Here is a 16967-nt window from a genome sequence, read left to right as displayed (position 1 = left end):
CCGCCTGCGCGGCGGCTTTGGCAGCGCGAGCGTCACCGCACATGCGCCGTCTCACAACTATCAGGTCACCGCTTATATGGTCGCGAACCCGGCGGGTGAGGTCGTCGACGCCGAGACCGGAGAGCTCTTCGGCGCCCGCGCTTACGAGCGCGCGACGGGGGAGAGCCTCGAGGCGCTCGACCCAGAGGCCTACGCCGCGGTGCCGGACCCCAAGCAGTCGAAGCTCAACACGACCATTGGCGTGGTCGTCACCGACGCCCCAGTGACCAAGGCCCAAGCCAAGCGCTTGGCGCTTACAGCGCACGACGGCATCGCCCGAGCCGTGCGTCCGGCGCACTCGCCGCTCGACGGTGACACCATCTTTGCCCTCTCTGCTCCCCCTGCCGACGCGACAGCGGCGGCACCGGCAGCGGCGGCAGGCGTGGACACGCCGACCATGATGGCGCTCGGCGTCGCAGCAGCTGACGCCGTCGAGGCCGCCATCGTCGACGCAGTCGTGCATGCCGCGCCGGGATTTGGGCTTGCGACGTACGCGACGCTGCCGAAACGCGCCTGATGTCGCCCGCCGCGCTAAAGTAGGTCGCATTATGACTTATGGCGGAATGCAGAATTACCAGTACCGGCCCGGCGGCGCGCCCGCCCCGCGCCGGAATTCTGGTGATTCGAAGAATTACACGCGCAGCGGACGCATCCGTGCAGGCCTGACGTTTGCTATTGGCTACCTCGTCATCGAGTGGGGCGTGCACATCATCAACGCCGTCATCTTCGGCGGACACCTGGGCTACTTCGGTATCCGCCCGCTCGACTTCTCCGGTATCTGGGGTATCTTCTTCGCGCCCTTCCTTCACGCCAACTTCGAGCACCTCATGGGTAATTCCATTCCGGGCGCCATCTTCTGTTTCATCGTGGGCTTGTCCGGCCGCCGCGCGTTCTGGGAAGTTTCCGCTATCGTTCTGCTCGTCGCTGGCGTGGGTACGTGGCTCTTTGGTGGGCCGGGTACCTTGCACATTGGCGCCTCGGGCATGGTCTACGGTTGGCTCGCGTACCTCATCGTGCGCGGTGTGTTTAACCGTTCGCTCGTGCAGTTCTTTACCGGCGTTGTGTTGGCCTTCGCCTACTCCGGTCTTATCTGGGGCGTGCTGCCTGTCTATGAGGGCGTGAGCTGGCAGGGCCACCTCTTCGGCGCCATCGGCGGCATTCTCGCCGGCATGACCATTACCTCCGACGATCCAGTCAGGGCTCTGTCCGGTTCGCGAAAGCAGGAACTGCGTTGAGTTCTCCTGCTGCAGACGCTCCCATCGGCGTCTTTGACTCTGGTCTGGGCGGGCTCACCGTGGCTCGCACGATCATGGACCAGCTGCCTCACGAGTCCATCCACTACATCGGCGATACTCTTCACGGTCCGTACGGCCCACGCTCCATTGCCGAGGTGCGTCAGTTCTCTCAGAACATTGCGGACGAGCTCGTGGAGCGCGGCTGCAAGATGATCGTCATCGCGTGTAATACGGCGACGGCGGCGTTCCTGCACGACGCGCGCGAGCGCTACGACGTCCCCGTTGTCGAGGTCATCCGCCCCGCCGTACGCCGTGCGATGGCGACAACCCGCAACGGCAAGGTGGGTGTGATTGGCACGCAAGGCACCGTCAACTCTGGCGCGTACCAGGACCTCTTCGCGGTCAATCCCGGCGTCCAGGCCTTCGCCACCGCGTGCCCGGACTTCGTGCCCTTCGTGGAGCGCGGCATTACCTCCGGCCGCCAGATTCTGGGCGTGGCGGAAAACTACCTCGCGCCGCTGCAGGCCGAGGGCGTCGACACGCTCGTACTCGGCTGCACACACTACCCGCTGCTTTCCGGTGTCATCCAACTTGCGATGGGGGACAACGTCACGCTCGTCTCCTCTGCAGAGGAAACCGCGAAAGACGTGCTCAAGGTGCTCACGGAGTCCGATATGCTGCGCGCGAACCCCGAGCCGCCCACCCGCGTCTTCGAGTCCACCGGTGCGCCGGAGCTCTTTGATAAACTCGCCGCGCGCTTCCTCGGCCGCGGCCCCGGTGAATTCAACCACATTCAGGGATAACCCAGAAGTTTCTCGCAATCGAGTGACGATTGCCTGACTTTTGGTTACTTTCGTGCAACGATGTACCCATGAAGTTGACCATCCTTGGTTGTTCCGGCTCTGTGCCCACGCCTGCTAATCCGGCGTCGGGCTACCTCGTGTCCTTCGATAACGCCCCGTCCATCGTCATGGACATGGGCCCGGGGACGCTCGCACAGCTGCAGAAACACCAGGATCCGTGTGACGCTCACGTGACCTTTAGCCACCTCCATGCTGACCACTGCATGGATTTCCCGTCACTCATGGTCTGGCGTCGCTTCCATCCCACGGCCCCGGCCGCCGCGCGCAACCTGTGCTTCGGCCCGGCCGCCACTCCGGTGCACCTCGGCCGCCTGTCCGCAGACGTGCCGGATGAGGTCGACGATTTCTCGGATACCTTCGCTTTCGACAACTGGCGCCAGGGCGAACGCCAGCTCGTCGACGAGGTCTACATGACGCCGTACCGCACCATCCACCCCACTGAGACGTTCGCACTGCGCGTGGAGCACGCGAAGTCGGGCCGCGTTATCGCATACTCCGGCGACTCCGCATTTACCGAGGACCTCATTCCGGCCGCCCAGGATGCGGATATCTTCCTCTGCGAGGCGGGCTGGGGCGAAACCTCGGAGGGCAAGGCGCCGAATATGCACATGTCTGGTGGCGAGGCAGGGCGTCTCGCGACACTCGCCGGTGTGAAGAAGCTCGTGCTCGTCCACCTCCAGCCGTGGGGCGACCGCGAAGCCACCGTGGCCGCGGCCCGCGCCGAGTTCGATGGAGAGATCGTCGTTGGTGCTCCCGACATGGAGTTTGAGCTCTAGTACGCTAGAGCCCATGTCTGATTTCATTCGCTTCGATGGCCGCGCGCTCGATGAGCTGCGCCCTGTTCGCATCACCCGCAATTTCACGACCAACCCGGCAGGCTCCGTCCTCGTCGAGTTCGGCAACACCCGCGTCATGTGCACCGCGTCCGTCGAGTATGGCGTCCCGCGCTTTAAGAAGGACTCCGGCGAGGGCTGGCTCACTGCCGAGTACTCCATGCTGCCGTCCGCAACGCACGAGCGCATGCCGCGCGAGTCCATGAAGGGCAAGGTCAAGGGCCGCACGCATGAAATCTCCCGTCTCGTCGGCCGCTCCCTGCGCGCCGCCGTGGACCTGCGCGAGCTGGGGGAGAACACCATTCAGCTCGACTGCGACGTCCTCCAGGCCGATGGCGGCACCCGTACCGCCTCCATCACCGGCGCCTATGTCGCGCTGGCTGATGCTGTCGCACACCTCAAGGAAGCAGGCGTCGTCCCCGGCGAGCCGCTGCTCGACCCCATCGCTGCGGTCTCCGTGGGCATCATTGACGGTCGCCCGTCACTCGACCTGCCCTACGAGGAGGACTCCCGCGCCGAGGTCGACCTCAACGTCGTCATGGCCTCCTCCGGCAATTTCGTGGAGATCCAGGGCACCGGCGAGCACGGACTTTTCGGCCGCGCTGAGCTGAACCAGATGCTCGATCTCGCGGAGAAGGGCTGCTACGAGCTTATTGAGGCCCAAAAGGCAGCGCTCGGCTGGAACTAGGACTGGGACTTCACATGCAGATTCTCGTCGCATCGAATAACAAGAAGAAGCTGGGCGAGCTCGAGACCATCCTCGCCGAGGCTGGCATCGCCGGCGTCGAACTCCTCCCGCTGTCCGCGGTGGAGGCGTACGAGGAGCCGGTCGAGGATGGCCGAACCTTCGCCGACAATGCGCTCATCAAGGCACGCGCCGGCGTCGCCCATACGGGCTTGGCCACCATTGCGGATGACTCCGGCATCGCCGTCGAAGAGCTCAACGGCATGCCGGGAGTGCTCTCCGCGCGCTGGTCCGGCACCCACGGCAACGACGAGGCGAATAACGACCTTCTGCTCGCACAGATGGAGCACGTGCCGGATGAGCGCCGCGCCGCCGCCTTCGTGTCCACGTGCGCGCTCGTCACGCCGGATGGTCAGGAATTCCTCGCCGAAGGTCGCTGGCCGGGCATGCTCCTGCGCGAGCGCCACGGCGAAAATGGCTTCGGCTACGACCCACTCTTCCAGCCGGAAGGGGAGGAGCGCTCCTCGGCCGAGATGACCCCTGCCGAAAAGAACGCTGTCTCGCACCGCCATCGCGCGCTCGAGCAGCTCGTGCCCCACATCGCGGAGCTCGCCAAGTCCGCATAAAAAATCGCCGATCCCGCGTGGGGACCGGCGATTTTTGTATGCGTCTTAGAGGTTGAACGCTGCGATGACTTCCTTGCGGCGCTTGGCTTCCATGAAGAAGGAGAAGAAAGGCACAACGCCGGCGAGGGCGGTGCCGAGCATCTTCGGGAAAGGCCACAGTGCCTTGGTGCCCAGGTTGAGCACGGAGAGCAGGTAGCCGACGTAGACCCAGCCGTGGGCGATAGCGATCCACGTGGCCCACTCCGGGATGTCGAGCTTCAGAATGTACTGGCACACCATGCGGACAACGAGGGCGAGCAGGAAGACACCGGTGACCCAGGCGAAGACGGAGAAGATGTTCAGGGCGGTCTTCACGCGTGCCTGGCGTTCGGGGTGGTGCTGCGCGGGCTGGTTAGTCATTGCTTTCACTTTCGTTGCGGGTTGAAGGGCGCTCACGGCGCTGGACATTCAAGGCGTTAAATTCCTCGACGTCCATCTGGGGACGGGAGGGCAAAAAGTCCTCGTCGATGGCGGTCATCGTATGCTTTGGCGCTTCGCGCTCGGAGACATACTGGTAGTCCTCGTCGCCGTCGGCGGCCGCCGCGTTCTCGGCGTCGATGCGCTCGTTTTCATACTTGAGCGCTGTGCGGTAGGCGTAGACCACGAAGACGGCGAACAGCGGCCACTGGAAGGCATAGCCCAGGTTCTGGAACGTGCCGGAGCCGGACTGAAAACGCGTCCACTGCCACCACGCGAGGAACAAGAACGTCACCACGAAGAACGCGATCAAGAGGATGTGCCACCATTTGACCTTGATCTTTTGACGTTTACGCGGTTCCTTGCTGCTCACTCGTCATAGCCTACCCACCCCGTGCCCCAATTTTCTAACCCCGCGCATTAACTCCCCGCCCAGTCCACTTGCTAAGCTTTATCCCGCACGCGCCCGTGGCGGAATTGGCAGACGCGCTAGATTTAGGTTCTAGTGTCTTAGGACGTGGGAGTTCGATTCTCCCCGGGCGCACAATAAAAGGGCCGGCCTCGTATCGAACGAGGCCGGCCCTTCGCGCGTTTGCGGCCAGCTTTGGTTTTATGGCGGTTGGTGGTGCGGTACGCGCTGCGAAACGCCATAAACCCAAAGCCAGGCTCGCGGGGCGCGGATGGCGAGCTCGGTGCTGCTAGTCGATTTCCGTGAACTTGCGGTCCCACGCCGAGCGCACCGGGTTGGCGTCGGCGAGCAGCAGGTCGAAGCGGTCGTTGGCGATTTCTACGATTTCGCTCAGCGCCACGCGGCGTTCCTGTTCTTCGGAGTTGGCGAGGCGGCGCACGCCCGCGTCGAGGACGCGCTCGACCGTGTCGGTGGTGTCGAGATACGCCACGAAGGGCAGCCCAAAGCGCGAGCGATAGGCGGCGGAGAGCTCTTGCAACTTCTCCGATTGGGCATCGTCAAGCTCGGCCAAACCAATGGAGCCGCGGTCGGCCGTGGCGACGTCCTGCGGGCGCAGAAGAAGGTCGTCCATGGCGGGGTAATCGTGGATGAGGGCCTCGCGGCGCTCCGAAGGAGCGGTGAGCACCGCGACCTGGATGGCCGCGCGCAGCTCGTTGATGTCGGCGAAGGGGCGGGCTTCCCAGGCGGTCTCCAGCGGCCACGTCTCGTTGTTGAAGAGGGGACGCAGGGCTGCGACGAAATCGTCGCGTTCCATGTTGTTGAGCTCGTCGAGGGACACGCCGGTGCCCGTTGCGCGCGAGACATCGGCGCCGGACTGGCGGCCGAGGTGGAAGAAGAGGAGATTGAGCACGATGGCCGTGAGCGCGCCGATGGACATGCCGGAGGAGACGAAGGTCTGTGCCCAGTTCGGGAAGGCGGCCGCGATATCCGGCTTGAAGGTGACGAGCATGGCCAGGCCGAGGGCAGTGGTGACGATGGCGGCGTTGCGGCCGTCAGAGAGGTCCGACTTGGCGATGGTCTGCAGGCCGACCCAGGCGACGTTGGCGAACAGCGCGAGCGAGGCGCCACCGAGGACCGGCGAGGGGATGGCGGCGACGATGGCGCCGGCCTTGGGAAGCAAGCCGAGGAGAATCATGAAGCCTGCGGCGGCGACGGCCACCCAGCGCGACTTGACGCCAGTAAGCCGCACGAGGCCGACGTTTTGGGCGAAGCAGGTGTACGGGAAAGAGTTCATGACACCGCCGAGGACGGTGGATACGCCGTCAGCCCGGATGGCGCGCACGACGTCGTCGCGGCGAATGCGTTTCTTGACGATTTCGCCGGTGGCGAAGACGTCGCCAGTGGTCTCGACCATGGTGATAATCATGACGATGATGAGGGAGAAGATGGCGACGAGGTCGAACTTCGGAATGCCGAAGTAGAAGGGCGTGGTGATGCCAAACGCGTCGGCGGTGGCGACCTCGGCAAAGGAGGCATCACCCAGCGCGAGAGCGACGGCAGTGCCGAGCACGAGGCCGATGAGGACAGAGAGCGTACCCAGGAAGCCGCGGAAGAAGCGCTGGACAAGGACGATGACGGCGAGGGTGCCGAAGCCGTAGAGGAGGTCGCGGGTGGCCGGCACGCCTTCCGCGTAGTTGATGAAGTCGTTGGCGGAGACCGCGAGCAGCGATGTGCCCATGACGAGGAGCACCGTGCCGGTGACGATAGACGGGAAGAAGCGCAGCACCTTGCCAAAGACAGGAGCGGCGAAGAAGGTGAACAGACCCGCGACGATGATGGCGCCATAGATGGTGGGCAGGGAGGCGGTGCCGCCTTCCCCGTTCGTCGCGCCCAGGCCAATGGCGATGATGGGGGAGACCGCCGTGGTGGTCACGCCTTGGATGATGGGCAGACGCACACCCACGTGCTTGCCGATGCCCGCCGATTGGATAAGGGTCGCCAGACCACAGGTGAGCAGGTCAGCGTTGATGAGGTGGATGGTCGTCGCGGTGTCGAGATTGAGCGAGCCCGCAATGAGGAGAGGAACGATGACGGCGCCGGCGTAGAACGCGAGGACGTGCTGGAGGCCGAGCGCGGCGAGCTTGGGCGCAGGAGGGACGGCATCGACAGCGTTGGTGGGACGGGAGGTCACAGTGTTCGCCGTGTCTGGGGGAGGAAGCGGAGAAGAAGTCATGCGAATAAAAGTAGCCGGTGCGCAGTGCGGAAGCCTAGTCGCGTGACGTGAGCGAAGTCTGAACATACCAATCTGAACCGCTTCAGCACCGGGGGGGCGATGGGGGTAATTTGCCCCCGATAGATACGGAACGGCCGTTTTATATGAATTCGCTGAGCAGTAAGTACGGAAAAACTTGTGGTATTGGTCTCTTTGTGACCCAGGACTGAGGTAGGAAACAAGCAGGTGCACGGGTAAATTCGAGCGTGTCAGGGCACTGCCGGTTGAAGTAAAACGGCGAGCCCTTAAAAACGTCGAAACAGAAGGGAGTCACGCCTCGTGACCACCGCAACCGAGCCGCTGCAGTTTACCGCCTGGGAAGGCTTCAACCCGGGACCGTGGACCGAAGGAATCGACGTCCGCGACTTCGTGCAGCGCAACTACACTCCGTACGATGGCGACGCTTCGTTCCTCGAAGGCCCCACCGAGAAGACCATGCGTACCTTCGATTACTTGGAGAAGAACTACCTCTCCATCGAGCGCAAGAAGCGCATCTTTGATGTCGATACCCACACCGCCAGCGATATTGACGCTTTCCCGGCTGGCTACATCTGTGAAGACGACAACGTCATCGTCGGTCTGCAGACGGATACGCCGCTCAAGCGCGCCATGATGCCGTTCGGCGGCTGGCGCATGGTCGAGCAGGCCATCAAGGAAGCCGGCAAGGAATACGACCCGGCCGTGAAGGAAATCTTCACGCGCTACCGCAAGACCCACAACGACGCAGTCTTCGATATCTACACCCCGCGCATTCGTGCCGCTCGTTCCTCGCACATCATCACCGGCCTGCCGGACGCCTACGGCCGCGGCCGCATCATCGGTGACTACCGCCGCGTCGCCCTCTACGGCGTCGACTACCTCATCGAGGAAAAGCAGCGTTCCAAGGACGCCGTGGCAGACCTGGGCTTCTCTGAGCACTGGGCACGCTACCGTGAGGAGCACGCAGAGCAGATCAAGGCTCTGAAGAAGCTGAAGAAGATGGCTGAGTCCTACGGCTTCGATATCTCCGGCCCGGCTTCCACCGCTCATGAGGCTGTTCAGTGGACCTACTTCGGCTACCTGGCCTCCATTAAGTCCCAGGATGGCGCTGCCATGTCCATCGGCCGCCTGTCTGCATTCTTCGACTCCTACTTCGAGCGCGACTTCGCTCGTGGCATCCTTACCGAGTCCGAGGCCCAGGAGATCATCGACTCCCTCGTCATGAAGCTGCGCATCGTCCGTTTCCTGCGTACCGAGGATTACGACCAGATCTTCTCGGGCGACCCGTACTGGGCAACCTGGTCTGACGCCGGCTTCGGCGACGACGGCCGCCACATGGTCACCAAGACCTCCTTCCGCCTCCTGCAGACTCTGGTCAACCTGGGCCCGTCCCCAGAGCCGAACATCACCATCTTCTGGGACCCGAAGCTGCCTGAGGGCTACAAGAAGTTCTGTGCTCATATCTCGATTGAGACCTCGTCCATCCAGTACGAGTCCGACCGCCAGATTCGTGAGCAGTGGGGCGACGACGCCGCCATCGCGTGCTGCGTGTCCCCGATGCGCGTTGGTAAGCAGATGCAGTTCTTCGGCGCTCGCGTCAACGCTGCAAAGTCCCTCCTCTACGCCATCAACGGTGGCCGCGACGAGGTCACGGGCAAGCAGATCATGACCGGCTACGAGCCCATCCAAGGCGACGGCCCGCTCGACTTCGAAGAGGTCTGGGCAAAGTACGAGGACATGCTCGACTGGGTCATCGGCACCTACGTTGAGGCCCTCAACATCATCCATTACTCGCACGATAAGTACGCGTACGAAGCAGTCGAGATGGCTCTGCACGACTCGGACATCGTCCGCTCCATGGGCTGCGGCATCGCCGGTCTGTCCATCGTGGCCGACTCCCTGTCCGCCATCAAGTACGCCAAGGTCTACCCGGTCCGCGACGAGACCGGCCTGGTTGTCGACTACCGCACCGAGGGCGAGTTCCCGTTCTACGGCAACGACGATGACCGCGCGGATGACATCGCCGCCACCGTGGTCCACACCGTGATGGACAAGATTAAGGCCATCCCGATGTACCGCAACGCCATCCCGACCCAGTCCGTCCTGACCATTACCTCCAACGTGGTCTACGGCAAGGCCACCGGTTCCTTCCCGTCCGGTCACAAGGCTGGTACCCCGTTCGCGCCGGGCGCTAACCCGGAGAACGGTGCCGACTCCCACGGCATGGTCGCCTCCATGCTGTCCGTGGGCAAGCTGGACTACCAGGACGCACTGGACGGCATCTCGCTCACCAACACGATTACCCCGACCGGCCTGGGCCGCACGCCTGAGGAGCGCATCACCAACCTGGTGGGCGTCCTGGACTCCGGCTTCATTATGGACAACGCGGAGTAGTCCGAACCCCCATCCTTGCCGCGGCCAGCTCGGCCGCGGCACCCCAACCACTCACCACATTTCAGGAGACATACACAATGGCAACCCACACCTTCGAAGAGCGCCTGGCCGACATGAAGGCAAAGCGCGACGAGCACAACATGAACTCGGGTCTGTACCATGCCAACATCAACGTGCTGGACAAGTCCACCCTCGAGGATGCTGTGGAGCACCCGGAGAAGTACCCGAACCTCACCGTTCGCGTCTCTGGCTACGCCGTGAACTTCGTCAAGCTCACCCGCGAGCAGCAGCTGGATGTTATCTCGCGTACCTTCCACCAGGGCAGCTAGTAACACTCACTTATCCAGTAGCGGTCGTCGGCTCCCACGGAGCCTGCGGCCGCATTGGACTATTCGCAAGGAGCATTGAGCAATGGCAGATGGCGTAACCGGCGTCGTTCACCTCGAGCCGGAAGTCGGCGAGAAAGTCCGCGGCGTCGCGGGCGGCCTCGGCTCTGATAATCACTTGGACGAAATCACGCGCCCGGAGCTTATGGAAGCCCGTCGCACCGGCGATATCGCACTCATTCACTCGTGGGAGCTCGTCACGGCCGTCGACGGCCCTGGCACGCGCATGACCATGTTCATGTCCGGCTGCCCTCTGCGCTGCCTGTATTGCCACAACCCCGACACCATGGAGATGAAGACTGGCACTCTGGAGACCATCGAAGACGTGGTCAAGCGCATCAAGCGCTACAAGCCCATATTCAACGCCTCCGGCGGCGGACTTACCATCTCCGGCGGCGAGCCGCTGTTCCAGATTGCCTTTACCCGCCGCGTGCTCAAGGAAGTCCACGACGCTGGCATTCACACCGCGATCGATACCTCCGGTTTCTTCGGCGCGCGCCTGCGCGACGAGGATATCGACAATATCGATCTCTTCCTCCTCGATGTGAAGGCGGGCGACGAGGAGACCTACAAGTTGGTCACCGCCCGCGAGCTGCAGCCCACCATCGACTTCGGTGACAAGCTGCACCGCATGGGCAAGAAGGTATGGATCCGCTTCGTCGTCGTACCGGGTCTCACTGACTCCCCGGAGAACGTCGCCAACGTCGCGAATATCGTGGCCCGCTGGAAGGGCAACGTCGAGCGCGTCGAGGTGCTGCCGTTCCACAACATGGGCAAGGACAAGTGGCACGAGTTGGGCATGGACTACAAGCTCGAGGACGTTAAACCGCCCGCAGTTGACGAGATGGAGAAGATCCGCGACGTCTTCCGCGAGAAGGGTTTCACGGTCTACTAGCCTGGAGCGCATGAAGCGCTTTGGCCACGAATTCAAAGAACATCACGTCACGGTCCCGTGGGATTACTCCAATCCCGATAGCGGGACCTTTGACGTTTTCGCCCGCGAGATCATCCCGCCCGGCGGCGAGAATTATCCCGCGCTCGTCTACATGCAGGGCGGCCCAGGCTTTCCGGCCGAGCGCCCCGCCGCCGGTCTCGGCGGGCTGCTCAAGGCGGGGCTCACGCGCTACCGCTGGATTTTGCTCGACCAGCGCGGCACCGGCCGCTCGCATCGCATTGATGAGCTTTCCGATGCCGCCGACTTCGACAAGCTTCATCTCCTGCGCCAAGACAACATCGTGCGCGACGCCGAGCGCGTCCGCGAGCACCTGGGCTTGAAGAAGTGGTCGCTCTACGGTCAGTCCTTCGGCGGTTTTATCATCACCGCCTACCTGTCCATGTTCCCCGAATCCATTGAGCGCGCCTTCCTCACCGGAGGCCTGCCCACCACGCGCCTGGGCGCCGACGACCTGTACCGCGCGACGTATACGAAGCTGCGTGCCCGCGAGAGTCAGTTCTTCCGCGAAATTCCTTGGGCGCAGCAGCGCATCGAGGAGATTATCGACCACCTCGACAACCACGAGGAGACTGTGCCCACGGGCGAGCGCCTGTCCTCCCGTCGCTTCCGCACCATCGGCATTGAGCTCGGCCGCGGCGCCGGCTTCGATACGCTTGCGTTCCTCCTCGAGGAGCCTTTCCGCACCGTGCGTGGGGAGAAGCGCCTGCGTTCGGATTTCCTGCAGGACGTCGGCCAGCGCGTGACCTTTCAAGGTGGCCCGCTCTACGCAGCCATCCACGAGTCCATCTACGGCGGCGTCGTCGACTCCACGCCCACGAACTGGGCGGCGCACCGCGTCCGCGAGGAATTCGACGAGTTCGCCGAAGACGGCACGTGGCTCACCGGCGAGCACATTTACCCCTGGCAGTTCGACGAGGATCCTGCGTTACGCCCGCTTAAGGCTGCTGCAGAAAAGCTCGCCCAGCACCCGTGGGAGTCCAGCCCCTACGACCTAGAGGTCCTCAAGGACGCGCCCGCCATTGCTGCGGCGGCCGTCTACCTCGACGACATCTTCGTGCCCTTCGAGGAATCGATGCACACCGCACACCTCTACCGCGACCTGCGCCCGCACGTGACGAATAAATACCAGCACAACGGTGTCCGCGTCGACGGCGAGGCCATTTTCACCGAGCTCTTGCGGCTGGCGGACGACCACTAAAGATGCGCATTTTTATCGGCTACATATTATAAATCTGCGAGTTTATCGACCGTAGTCGATAAAACTGCGAGCCAGATTCCGCAGAATCGTCACTGAGTTGTTACGTCTTCCAGACGATCATGAGGCCCAAAGTTATGGCACCCTATGTAGTGACAACCCCTCTCACTACGAAGGAGCTCTTTCATGTTCGGTGCCATTGTCGGAGTGATCTTTGCTCTGATCATCATCGCCACCATTCTCGACGGCTTCGTGGTCGTGCGCACGCGCGAGGCCGCCATCATCGAGCGCCTGGGTAAGTTCCAGCGCGTCGCCCACGCGGGTCTCAATTTTAAGATTCCCTACATCGACCGCGTCCGCGACAAGATCAACTTGAAGGTCCGCCAGCTTGATGTCATGGTGGAGACGAAGACGCAGGACAACGTCTTTGTCCAGATCCCCGTCGCCGTCCAGTACCAGGTCGTCGAGGGCCGCGAGCGCGAAGCGTACTACATGCTCTCCAACCACGAGCAGCAGATCATCGCCTACGTCCAGGACAACGTCCGTTCCTCCGTCGCGAACATGGGGCTTGACGAGTCCTTCTCGTCCAAGGACACCATTGCCCGCAATGTCGCGGTCTCCCTGCGCGACAATATGGCGGCCTACGGCTGGAACTTCGTCAACACCCTGGTCACCGATATCCGCCCGGACGCCCGCGTCCGTGAGTCTATGAACTCCATCAACGCCGCGCAGCGCGAGCGCGAGGCCGCCATTGCTCAGGCAGAAGCCGAGAAGATTCGCGTCGTCAAGGAAGCTGAAGGTGCTGCCGAGGCCCGCAAGCTCCAGGGCCGCGGTGTCGCGGAGCAGCGCAAGGAGATCGTCGAAGGTATTGCTGCCCAGTACGAGCTGCTGCGCGCCGCCGGCGTCGAGGAGAACCCAGAGACCCTCATGCTCGTCTCGCAGTACCTCGACGCGATGGTCGACGTTGCGGACCGCTCCCACACGAACGTCCTGTACATGCCGTCCAACCCGGGCGGTATGACGGAGCTCTTCAGCGGCATGCGCGACGTCCTGCTCTCCACCAATGCGCTCACCCAGGCCGAGCAGGCTGCCGATGCCCCCACCCCCTCGCCGCGCCCCAAGCGCTCGGCGAAGCCCCAGGCACCGTCCCAGCCGCAAACCGCACACGAGGTCTACGGCGCCCAGTCTGGCCCTGCATCGGGTTCTGAGCTCGAGGGCCCCTACGCTGAAATCAAGCGCCAGATCGAGGGCAACATGTAGCTCTCAGGTTGTCTCGCCGAGGCTTCCCTGGTTCGGTGAGGCACCGCGTCATTCCTCCATCCCCGCGTCCAACTCGCTTGGGTGCGGTGGGTGGAGGGATTTTTTATGCGGCTGTGAGGGCGAGGCGTCCGGTGAGCGCCGAAATCGTGGGGCGCTCGCGGGGCGTCCAATGGGGGAGCGCAGGGCCGAAGCTCATCTACGAATGCTTACGGGCAGTGTGCGAGTTGGCGGGCGAGCGCGTCGTGTTCGGCCTGCGTGACCCATAATCCGTAGGCGGACTTCACGTCGATGATGCGCTGTGCGTAGTCGCAGCGGAACGCCTTATTGGGCGGCAACCACGTTGCGGCGTCGCCCGCGCCCTTCTGCTGGTTGAGGCGTCCGTCCACGGCGAGTAGGTTGCGCGGGTCGTTGGCGAAGTTGCGGCGCTGCTCTGGCGTCCAGGCCTGCGCGCCTTTCTGCCACGCATCCGCGAGCGGGACGACGTGGTCGATCTGTACTGCCGAGGACGTGGATTTTCCGCGTTGGAATGCGATGTCCGTGCCCGAGTACGGGTCGTGCAATGTGCCGGAGAGCACCACGCACCCGTGCGTATTGTCTTTAATGACAACATTTGTGAGGTCGCGGCGCAGGATGTCGTTGCGGGTATCGCAGCCGTTATGGCCGAACTCGACGGTGACATCGTCCGACCAGCGCTGACCGAACTGCTCGCGTTCGTAGCCGGTCTTCGGCGCGCGACCCTTGACGGTCAGTGCGTCGAGACTGGCGAGTTCGACGGTGGTGTCGGTGGCGGCAGTGGTGTCTTTGGTCTCGGCGGCAGAACCAGAGCTAGAGCCGGGCAGCTCCGGCGTGGGCGCGTGATAGAACTGCGTCACCGCAATGAGAACGGCGGTGAGCGCGGCGACGACGTAGGGGGACTTGGACATGACCCAGATATCCTAACGCGCGGTAGGATCACGAGCCATGAGCATCGATAAGTTATTCGACGACTACCTCGCGGAGCAGGGCCTTGAGCGCCGAGTCGACGAGGGCTTGGACTACGACGTGCCGGTCGATGAGGCGCTTAGCTGCGTGCGCGAGGGGCTAGCGCCACAGCCAGACCAAGAATGACGGGTACGGCGCCCACGGCCACGATGTACGCCGTCTCATGGTCGAGCGAATAGAACGTGGAGATCGTTCCGGTAAGAGCGGTGCCGATGGCCATCGTGAGGAAGTAGAGGGCTGAGAAGCGCGTCGCGAAGGCGCGCGGGGCGTGTGCTGCTGAGGCTGCCATGCCTACCGGTCCGATGAGCATCTCGCCCAGGCTCATTGTGGCGATGCACCCGGCGAGTGCGATAAACGGCGCGGTGCCGCCGCCCGAGTAGGGCAGCAGCAGGAACATTCCGGCGCCGGCGAGCGCAAGCCCGCCGCCCATGAGCACGCGACGGGCGGGCATGCGGTAGCGCGCCATGATGGCCGCAAGGGGCAGCGTGAATACCAAAATGTAGAACGGGTTGAGCGACTGCGTCCATGCGGCCGGGATCTCAAAGGAACCGATGGTGCGGTCGAGACGCTCGCGCGAATAGACAGCGAGCACGCCGTAGATCTGCGACTGCAGCGCCCAGTAGACCGTGGAGCACGCGAAGAGCGGAATGAAGGCAAGGACGCGGCGGCGCTCGGGCGCGTCAACCTGCGGGGAGCGCAGCATCTGCATGAAAAGCGCGAGTGCTGTGCCCGCCGTGAGAATGAGCAGCGTGAGTGCCAAGCGCGAGGGAGGTAGGAGCGCGATGGCACCGAGGACAAGGGCTGCGACAGCAACGATAGCCAGCACTGCGCGGCGCGGCGCGATGGGCGAGGTGGGGGCGAGGATAAAGGGGGCATCGGCAAGCGAGGCGAGCGCGCGGCGGCGCAGGGAGAGATAAAAGACGCAGCCGATGGCCATGAGTCCGGCCGCCGCGGCAAAACCTGCGTGGTATCCGTGGTACTCGGCGAGCCAGCCGGTGAGCAGGGGGCCTAGGAGCGCGCCGACGTTGATGCCGAGATAGAAGATCTGGAATGCGCCATCGCGCTTGCCTGCCTCAGGCGGGAACGCGGCGCCGAGGATAGTAATCGCTGCGGTTTTGAGCAGACCCGAGCCCAACGCGAGGGGGACAAGCCCCGCGATGAGTCCGGCGTAACCGGGCACGAGGGAGAGCGAAAGATGCCCGGCCATGAGGAGGGCTGCGCCGGTAAGCAGGGTTTTCTCCGCGCCGAGGAGGCGGTCTGCTACCCAGCCGCCGGCGTAGGTGCACAGGTAGAGCGCGGAACCGTAGGCGCCGACGAGCGCGGTGGCCTGCGCTTGATCCATGCCCAGGCCGCCCTCGGCGGCGGTGGAATAGAGGTAGTAGGCGAGCAGTGCCTGCATGCCGTAGAAGCTGAAACGTTCCCAGGCTTCCACACCGGCGATGGCTGGCAAAGTAAGCGGAATACGCGTTCTTGAACGCTGTTCAATTATGGTCATGGATATTGAGTATGCACCATTCGGGCGTGTGGTAGACCTATTTTTATGAAAAACTTGAACAGTGTTCAATTTGTCCTTGACGTGGACTCTAAACATATGTGGCACCCCTACGCCGTGCCTGGTGCGCCGGCTCTGCCCGTCGCGCGCACCGAAGGCGTGTACCTGGAACTCATGAATGGGCGGCGGCTCATCGATGCCATGAGCTCGTGGTGGGCCGCGGCCCACGGGCATTCGCATCCGCGGCTCGTTGCGGCGGCGAAAGGCCAGATTGACCGGATGAGCCACGTCATGTTCGGAGGGCTCACGCACGAGCCCGCGGCACGGTTGACGGAGAACCTCATGCAGCTCACGCGCGGGGACTTCGCGCAGGTCTTTTACTCGGACTCCGGCTCGGTGGGCGTGGAGGTCGCGCTCAAGATGGCGCTGCAGTATGCGCGCGGCATGGGACATCCGGAGCGCACACAGTTCTTGACATGGCGCTCGGGCTACCACGGCGACACCTTCGGCGCGATGAGTGTGTGCGACCCGGAAGGCGGCATGCATGCGATGTGGGAGGGCATCCTCGCCCGTCAGATTTTTGCGCCAGCGCCGCCCGTGCGGGGTGCCTCGGCCGAGGAGCGCGCCGCGTACCTGCGGGAGTTCGAGTCCTTTATGGATGAGTCGATCGCAGCCGTCATTATCGAGCCTGTCGTGCAGGGCGCGGGCGGCATGCGCTTTCACGACCACGAGCTCGTCGCGGGAGTGAGGGAAATCTGCGACCGGCGGGGGATTGTGCTCATCGCCGATGAAATCGCTACCGGTTTCGGGCGCGCTGGTGACCTTTTTACCACCCAAACGGCCGGTATCGTGCCCGATATTTTATGCCTGGGCAAGGCGCTCACAGGCGGGGTCATGAAGCCTGCCG

General features: G+C 63.4%; 18 protein-coding genes and 1 tRNA gene. 14 read left to right on the top strand and 5 right to left on the bottom strand.

The window, feature by feature from the left end; all coding sequences use genetic code 11:
* The 6 genes from BN9444_RS13060 to rdgB form a co-directional block, all read left to right on the top strand.
* Positions 1-556: P1 family peptidase (locus BN9444_RS13060; RefSeq protein WP_199872868.1), on the top strand; the 556-nt coding region annotated here is incomplete at its 5' end.
* Between the two features lie 31 nt (positions 557-587).
* Entirely contained in the window at positions 588-1274 is a 687-nt protein-coding gene (locus BN9444_RS13055) for a rhomboid family intramembrane serine protease (protein ID WP_066491508.1), read from the top strand.
* The gene (gene murI, locus BN9444_RS13050) at positions 1271-2077 is read left to right on the top strand and encodes a glutamate racemase (RefSeq protein WP_066491510.1); all 807 of its coding nucleotides are present in this window, start codon (positions 1271-1273) and stop codon (positions 2075-2077) included. Before BN9444_RS13055 ends, murI begins: the two co-directional genes overlap by 4 nt.
* Before the next feature lie 68 nt (positions 2078-2145).
* Complete coding sequence (locus BN9444_RS13045) at positions 2146-2913, top strand: MBL fold metallo-hydrolase (RefSeq protein WP_066491512.1); 768 nt, start codon at positions 2146-2148, stop codon at positions 2911-2913.
* A gap of 13 nt (positions 2914-2926) precedes the next feature.
* Positions 2927-3658: a ribonuclease PH gene (rph, locus tag BN9444_RS13040; protein ID WP_066491519.1), complete on the top strand. Its 732-nt coding sequence runs from the start codon at positions 2927-2929 to the stop codon at positions 3656-3658.
* 14 nt (positions 3659-3672) lie between these two features.
* Entirely contained in the window at positions 3673-4281 is a 609-nt protein-coding gene (gene rdgB / locus BN9444_RS13035; protein WP_066491522.1) for an RdgB/HAM1 family non-canonical purine NTP pyrophosphatase, read from the top strand.
* Positions 4282-4326: 45 nt separating this feature from the next.
* On the opposite strand, the gene BN9444_RS13030 is transcribed toward rdgB, so the two are convergent.
* Positions 4327-4680 (bottom strand): DUF3817 domain-containing protein, encoded by a 354-nt coding sequence (locus tag BN9444_RS13030; RefSeq protein ID WP_066491524.1) that lies wholly within the window; start codon positions 4678-4680, stop codon positions 4327-4329.
* Positions 4673-5110 carry a hypothetical protein gene (locus BN9444_RS13025; protein ID WP_066491532.1) on the bottom strand — a complete coding sequence of 146 codons (438 nt, stop codon included), beginning with the start codon at positions 5108-5110 and terminating at the stop codon, positions 4673-4675. The genes BN9444_RS13030 and BN9444_RS13025 overlap by 8 nt, the downstream gene beginning before the upstream one ends.
* A gap of 89 nt (positions 5111-5199) precedes the next feature.
* On the opposite strand from BN9444_RS13025, the gene BN9444_RS13020 reads away from it, so the two are divergent.
* Positions 5200-5281: transfer RNA gene (locus tag BN9444_RS13020), tRNA-Leu, on the top strand.
* Positions 5282-5435: 154 nt separating this feature from the next.
* On the opposite strand, the gene BN9444_RS13015 is transcribed toward BN9444_RS13020, so the two are convergent.
* The gene (locus tag BN9444_RS13015; protein WP_066491534.1) at positions 5436-7379 is read right to left on the bottom strand and encodes a solute carrier family 23 protein; all 1944 of its coding nucleotides are present in this window, start codon (positions 7377-7379) and stop codon (positions 5436-5438) included.
* A 318-nt stretch (positions 7380-7697) separates the two neighbouring features.
* Between BN9444_RS13015 and pflB the strand changes: the two genes are divergently transcribed.
* The 5 genes from pflB to BN9444_RS12990 all read left to right on the top strand — a co-directional run bounded on the left by pflB (position 7698) and on the right by BN9444_RS12990 (position 13587).
* The gene (pflB, locus tag BN9444_RS13010; RefSeq protein WP_066491537.1) at positions 7698-9791 is read left to right on the top strand and encodes a formate C-acetyltransferase; all 2094 of its coding nucleotides are present in this window, start codon (positions 7698-7700) and stop codon (positions 9789-9791) included.
* A gap of 77 nt (positions 9792-9868) precedes the next feature.
* Positions 9869-10120: an autonomous glycyl radical cofactor GrcA2 gene (gene grcA2, locus BN9444_RS13005; protein WP_066491544.1), complete on the top strand. Its 252-nt coding sequence runs from the start codon at positions 9869-9871 to the stop codon at positions 10118-10120.
* An 82-nt stretch (positions 10121-10202) separates the two neighbouring features.
* Positions 10203-11072: a pyruvate formate-lyase-activating protein gene (pflA, locus tag BN9444_RS13000; protein WP_068802123.1), complete on the top strand. Its 870-nt coding sequence runs from the start codon at positions 10203-10205 to the stop codon at positions 11070-11072.
* Between the two features lie 10 nt (positions 11073-11082).
* Complete coding sequence (locus tag BN9444_RS12995) at positions 11083-12330, top strand: alpha/beta fold hydrolase (protein WP_068802122.1); 1248 nt, start codon at positions 11083-11085, stop codon at positions 12328-12330.
* A 183-nt stretch (positions 12331-12513) separates the two neighbouring features.
* Positions 12514-13587 carry an SPFH domain-containing protein gene (locus BN9444_RS12990; protein ID WP_082723292.1) on the top strand — a complete coding sequence of 358 codons (1074 nt, stop codon included), beginning with the start codon at positions 12514-12516 and terminating at the stop codon, positions 13585-13587.
* 206 nt (positions 13588-13793) lie between these two features.
* On the opposite strand, the gene BN9444_RS12985 is transcribed toward BN9444_RS12990, so the two are convergent.
* Positions 13794-14510, bottom strand: coding sequence for an HNH endonuclease family protein (locus BN9444_RS12985; protein ID WP_066491565.1), 717 nt, complete (start codon positions 14508-14510; stop codon positions 13794-13796).
* Between the two features lie 37 nt (positions 14511-14547).
* On the opposite strand from BN9444_RS12985, the gene BN9444_RS14590 reads away from it, so the two are divergent.
* Positions 14548-14694, top strand: a complete 147-nt coding sequence (locus BN9444_RS14590) for a hypothetical protein (RefSeq protein WP_154666922.1) — start codon at positions 14548-14550, stop codon at positions 14692-14694.
* Here the strand turns inward: BN9444_RS14590 and BN9444_RS12980 are convergent.
* On the bottom strand, positions 14648-16063 hold the full coding sequence (locus BN9444_RS12980; RefSeq protein WP_068802121.1) for a peptide MFS transporter: 1416 nt from the start codon (positions 16061-16063) through the stop codon (positions 14648-14650). The genes BN9444_RS14590 and BN9444_RS12980 overlap by 47 nt on opposite strands.
* Before the next feature lie 45 nt (positions 16064-16108).
* On the opposite strand from BN9444_RS12980, the gene BN9444_RS12975 reads away from it, so the two are divergent.
* Positions 16109-16967: aminotransferase class III-fold pyridoxal phosphate-dependent enzyme (locus tag BN9444_RS12975; RefSeq protein ID WP_068802120.1), on the top strand; the 859-nt coding region annotated here is incomplete at its 3' end.

This window comes from Corynebacterium phoceense (genome assembly GCF_900092335.1).
GTDB classification, from domain to species: domain Bacteria; phylum Actinomycetota; class Actinomycetes; order Mycobacteriales; family Mycobacteriaceae; genus Corynebacterium; species Corynebacterium phoceense.
The sequence above is the reverse complement of the archived record's forward strand: the minus strand, read 5'-3'. Positions and strand labels throughout refer to the sequence as shown.

Bases quoted from the DNA above. Each gene is read 5' to 3' on its own strand.
- BN9444_RS13055 (WP_066491508.1), top strand. From the start codon at position 588: ATGACTTATGGCGGAATGCAGAATTACCAGTACCGGCCCGGCGGCGCG.
- BN9444_RS13045 (WP_066491512.1), top strand. From the start codon at position 2,146: ATGAAGTTGACCATCCTTGGTTGTTCCGGCTCTGTGCCCACGCCTGCT.
- rph (WP_066491519.1), top strand. From the start codon at position 2,927: ATGTCTGATTTCATTCGCTTCGATGGCCGCGCGCTCGATGAGCTGCGC.
- rdgB (WP_066491522.1), top strand. From the start codon at position 3,673: ATGCAGATTCTCGTCGCATCGAATAACAAGAAGAAGCTGGGCGAGCTC.
- BN9444_RS13030 (WP_066491524.1), bottom strand. From the start codon at position 4,680: ATGACTAACCAGCCCGCGCAGCACCACCCCGAACGCCAGGCACGCGTG.
- BN9444_RS13015 (WP_066491534.1), bottom strand. From the start codon at position 7,379: ATGACTTCTTCTCCGCTTCCTCCCCCAGACACGGCGAACACTGTGACC.
- grcA2 (WP_066491544.1), top strand. From the start codon at position 9,869: ATGGCAACCCACACCTTCGAAGAGCGCCTGGCCGACATGAAGGCAAAG.
- pflA (WP_068802123.1), top strand. From the start codon at position 10,203: ATGGCAGATGGCGTAACCGGCGTCGTTCACCTCGAGCCGGAAGTCGGC.
- BN9444_RS12995 (WP_068802122.1), top strand. From the start codon at position 11,083: ATGAAGCGCTTTGGCCACGAATTCAAAGAACATCACGTCACGGTCCCG.
- BN9444_RS12990 (WP_082723292.1), top strand. From the start codon at position 12,514: ATGTTCGGTGCCATTGTCGGAGTGATCTTTGCTCTGATCATCATCGCC.
- BN9444_RS12985 (WP_066491565.1), bottom strand. From the start codon at position 14,510: ATGTCCAAGTCCCCCTACGTCGTCGCCGCGCTCACCGCCGTTCTCATT.
- BN9444_RS14590 (WP_154666922.1), top strand. From the start codon at position 14,548: ATGAGCATCGATAAGTTATTCGACGACTACCTCGCGGAGCAGGGCCTT.
- BN9444_RS12980 (WP_068802121.1), bottom strand. From the start codon at position 16,063: ATGACCATAATTGAACAGCGTTCAAGAACGCGTATTCCGCTTACTTTG.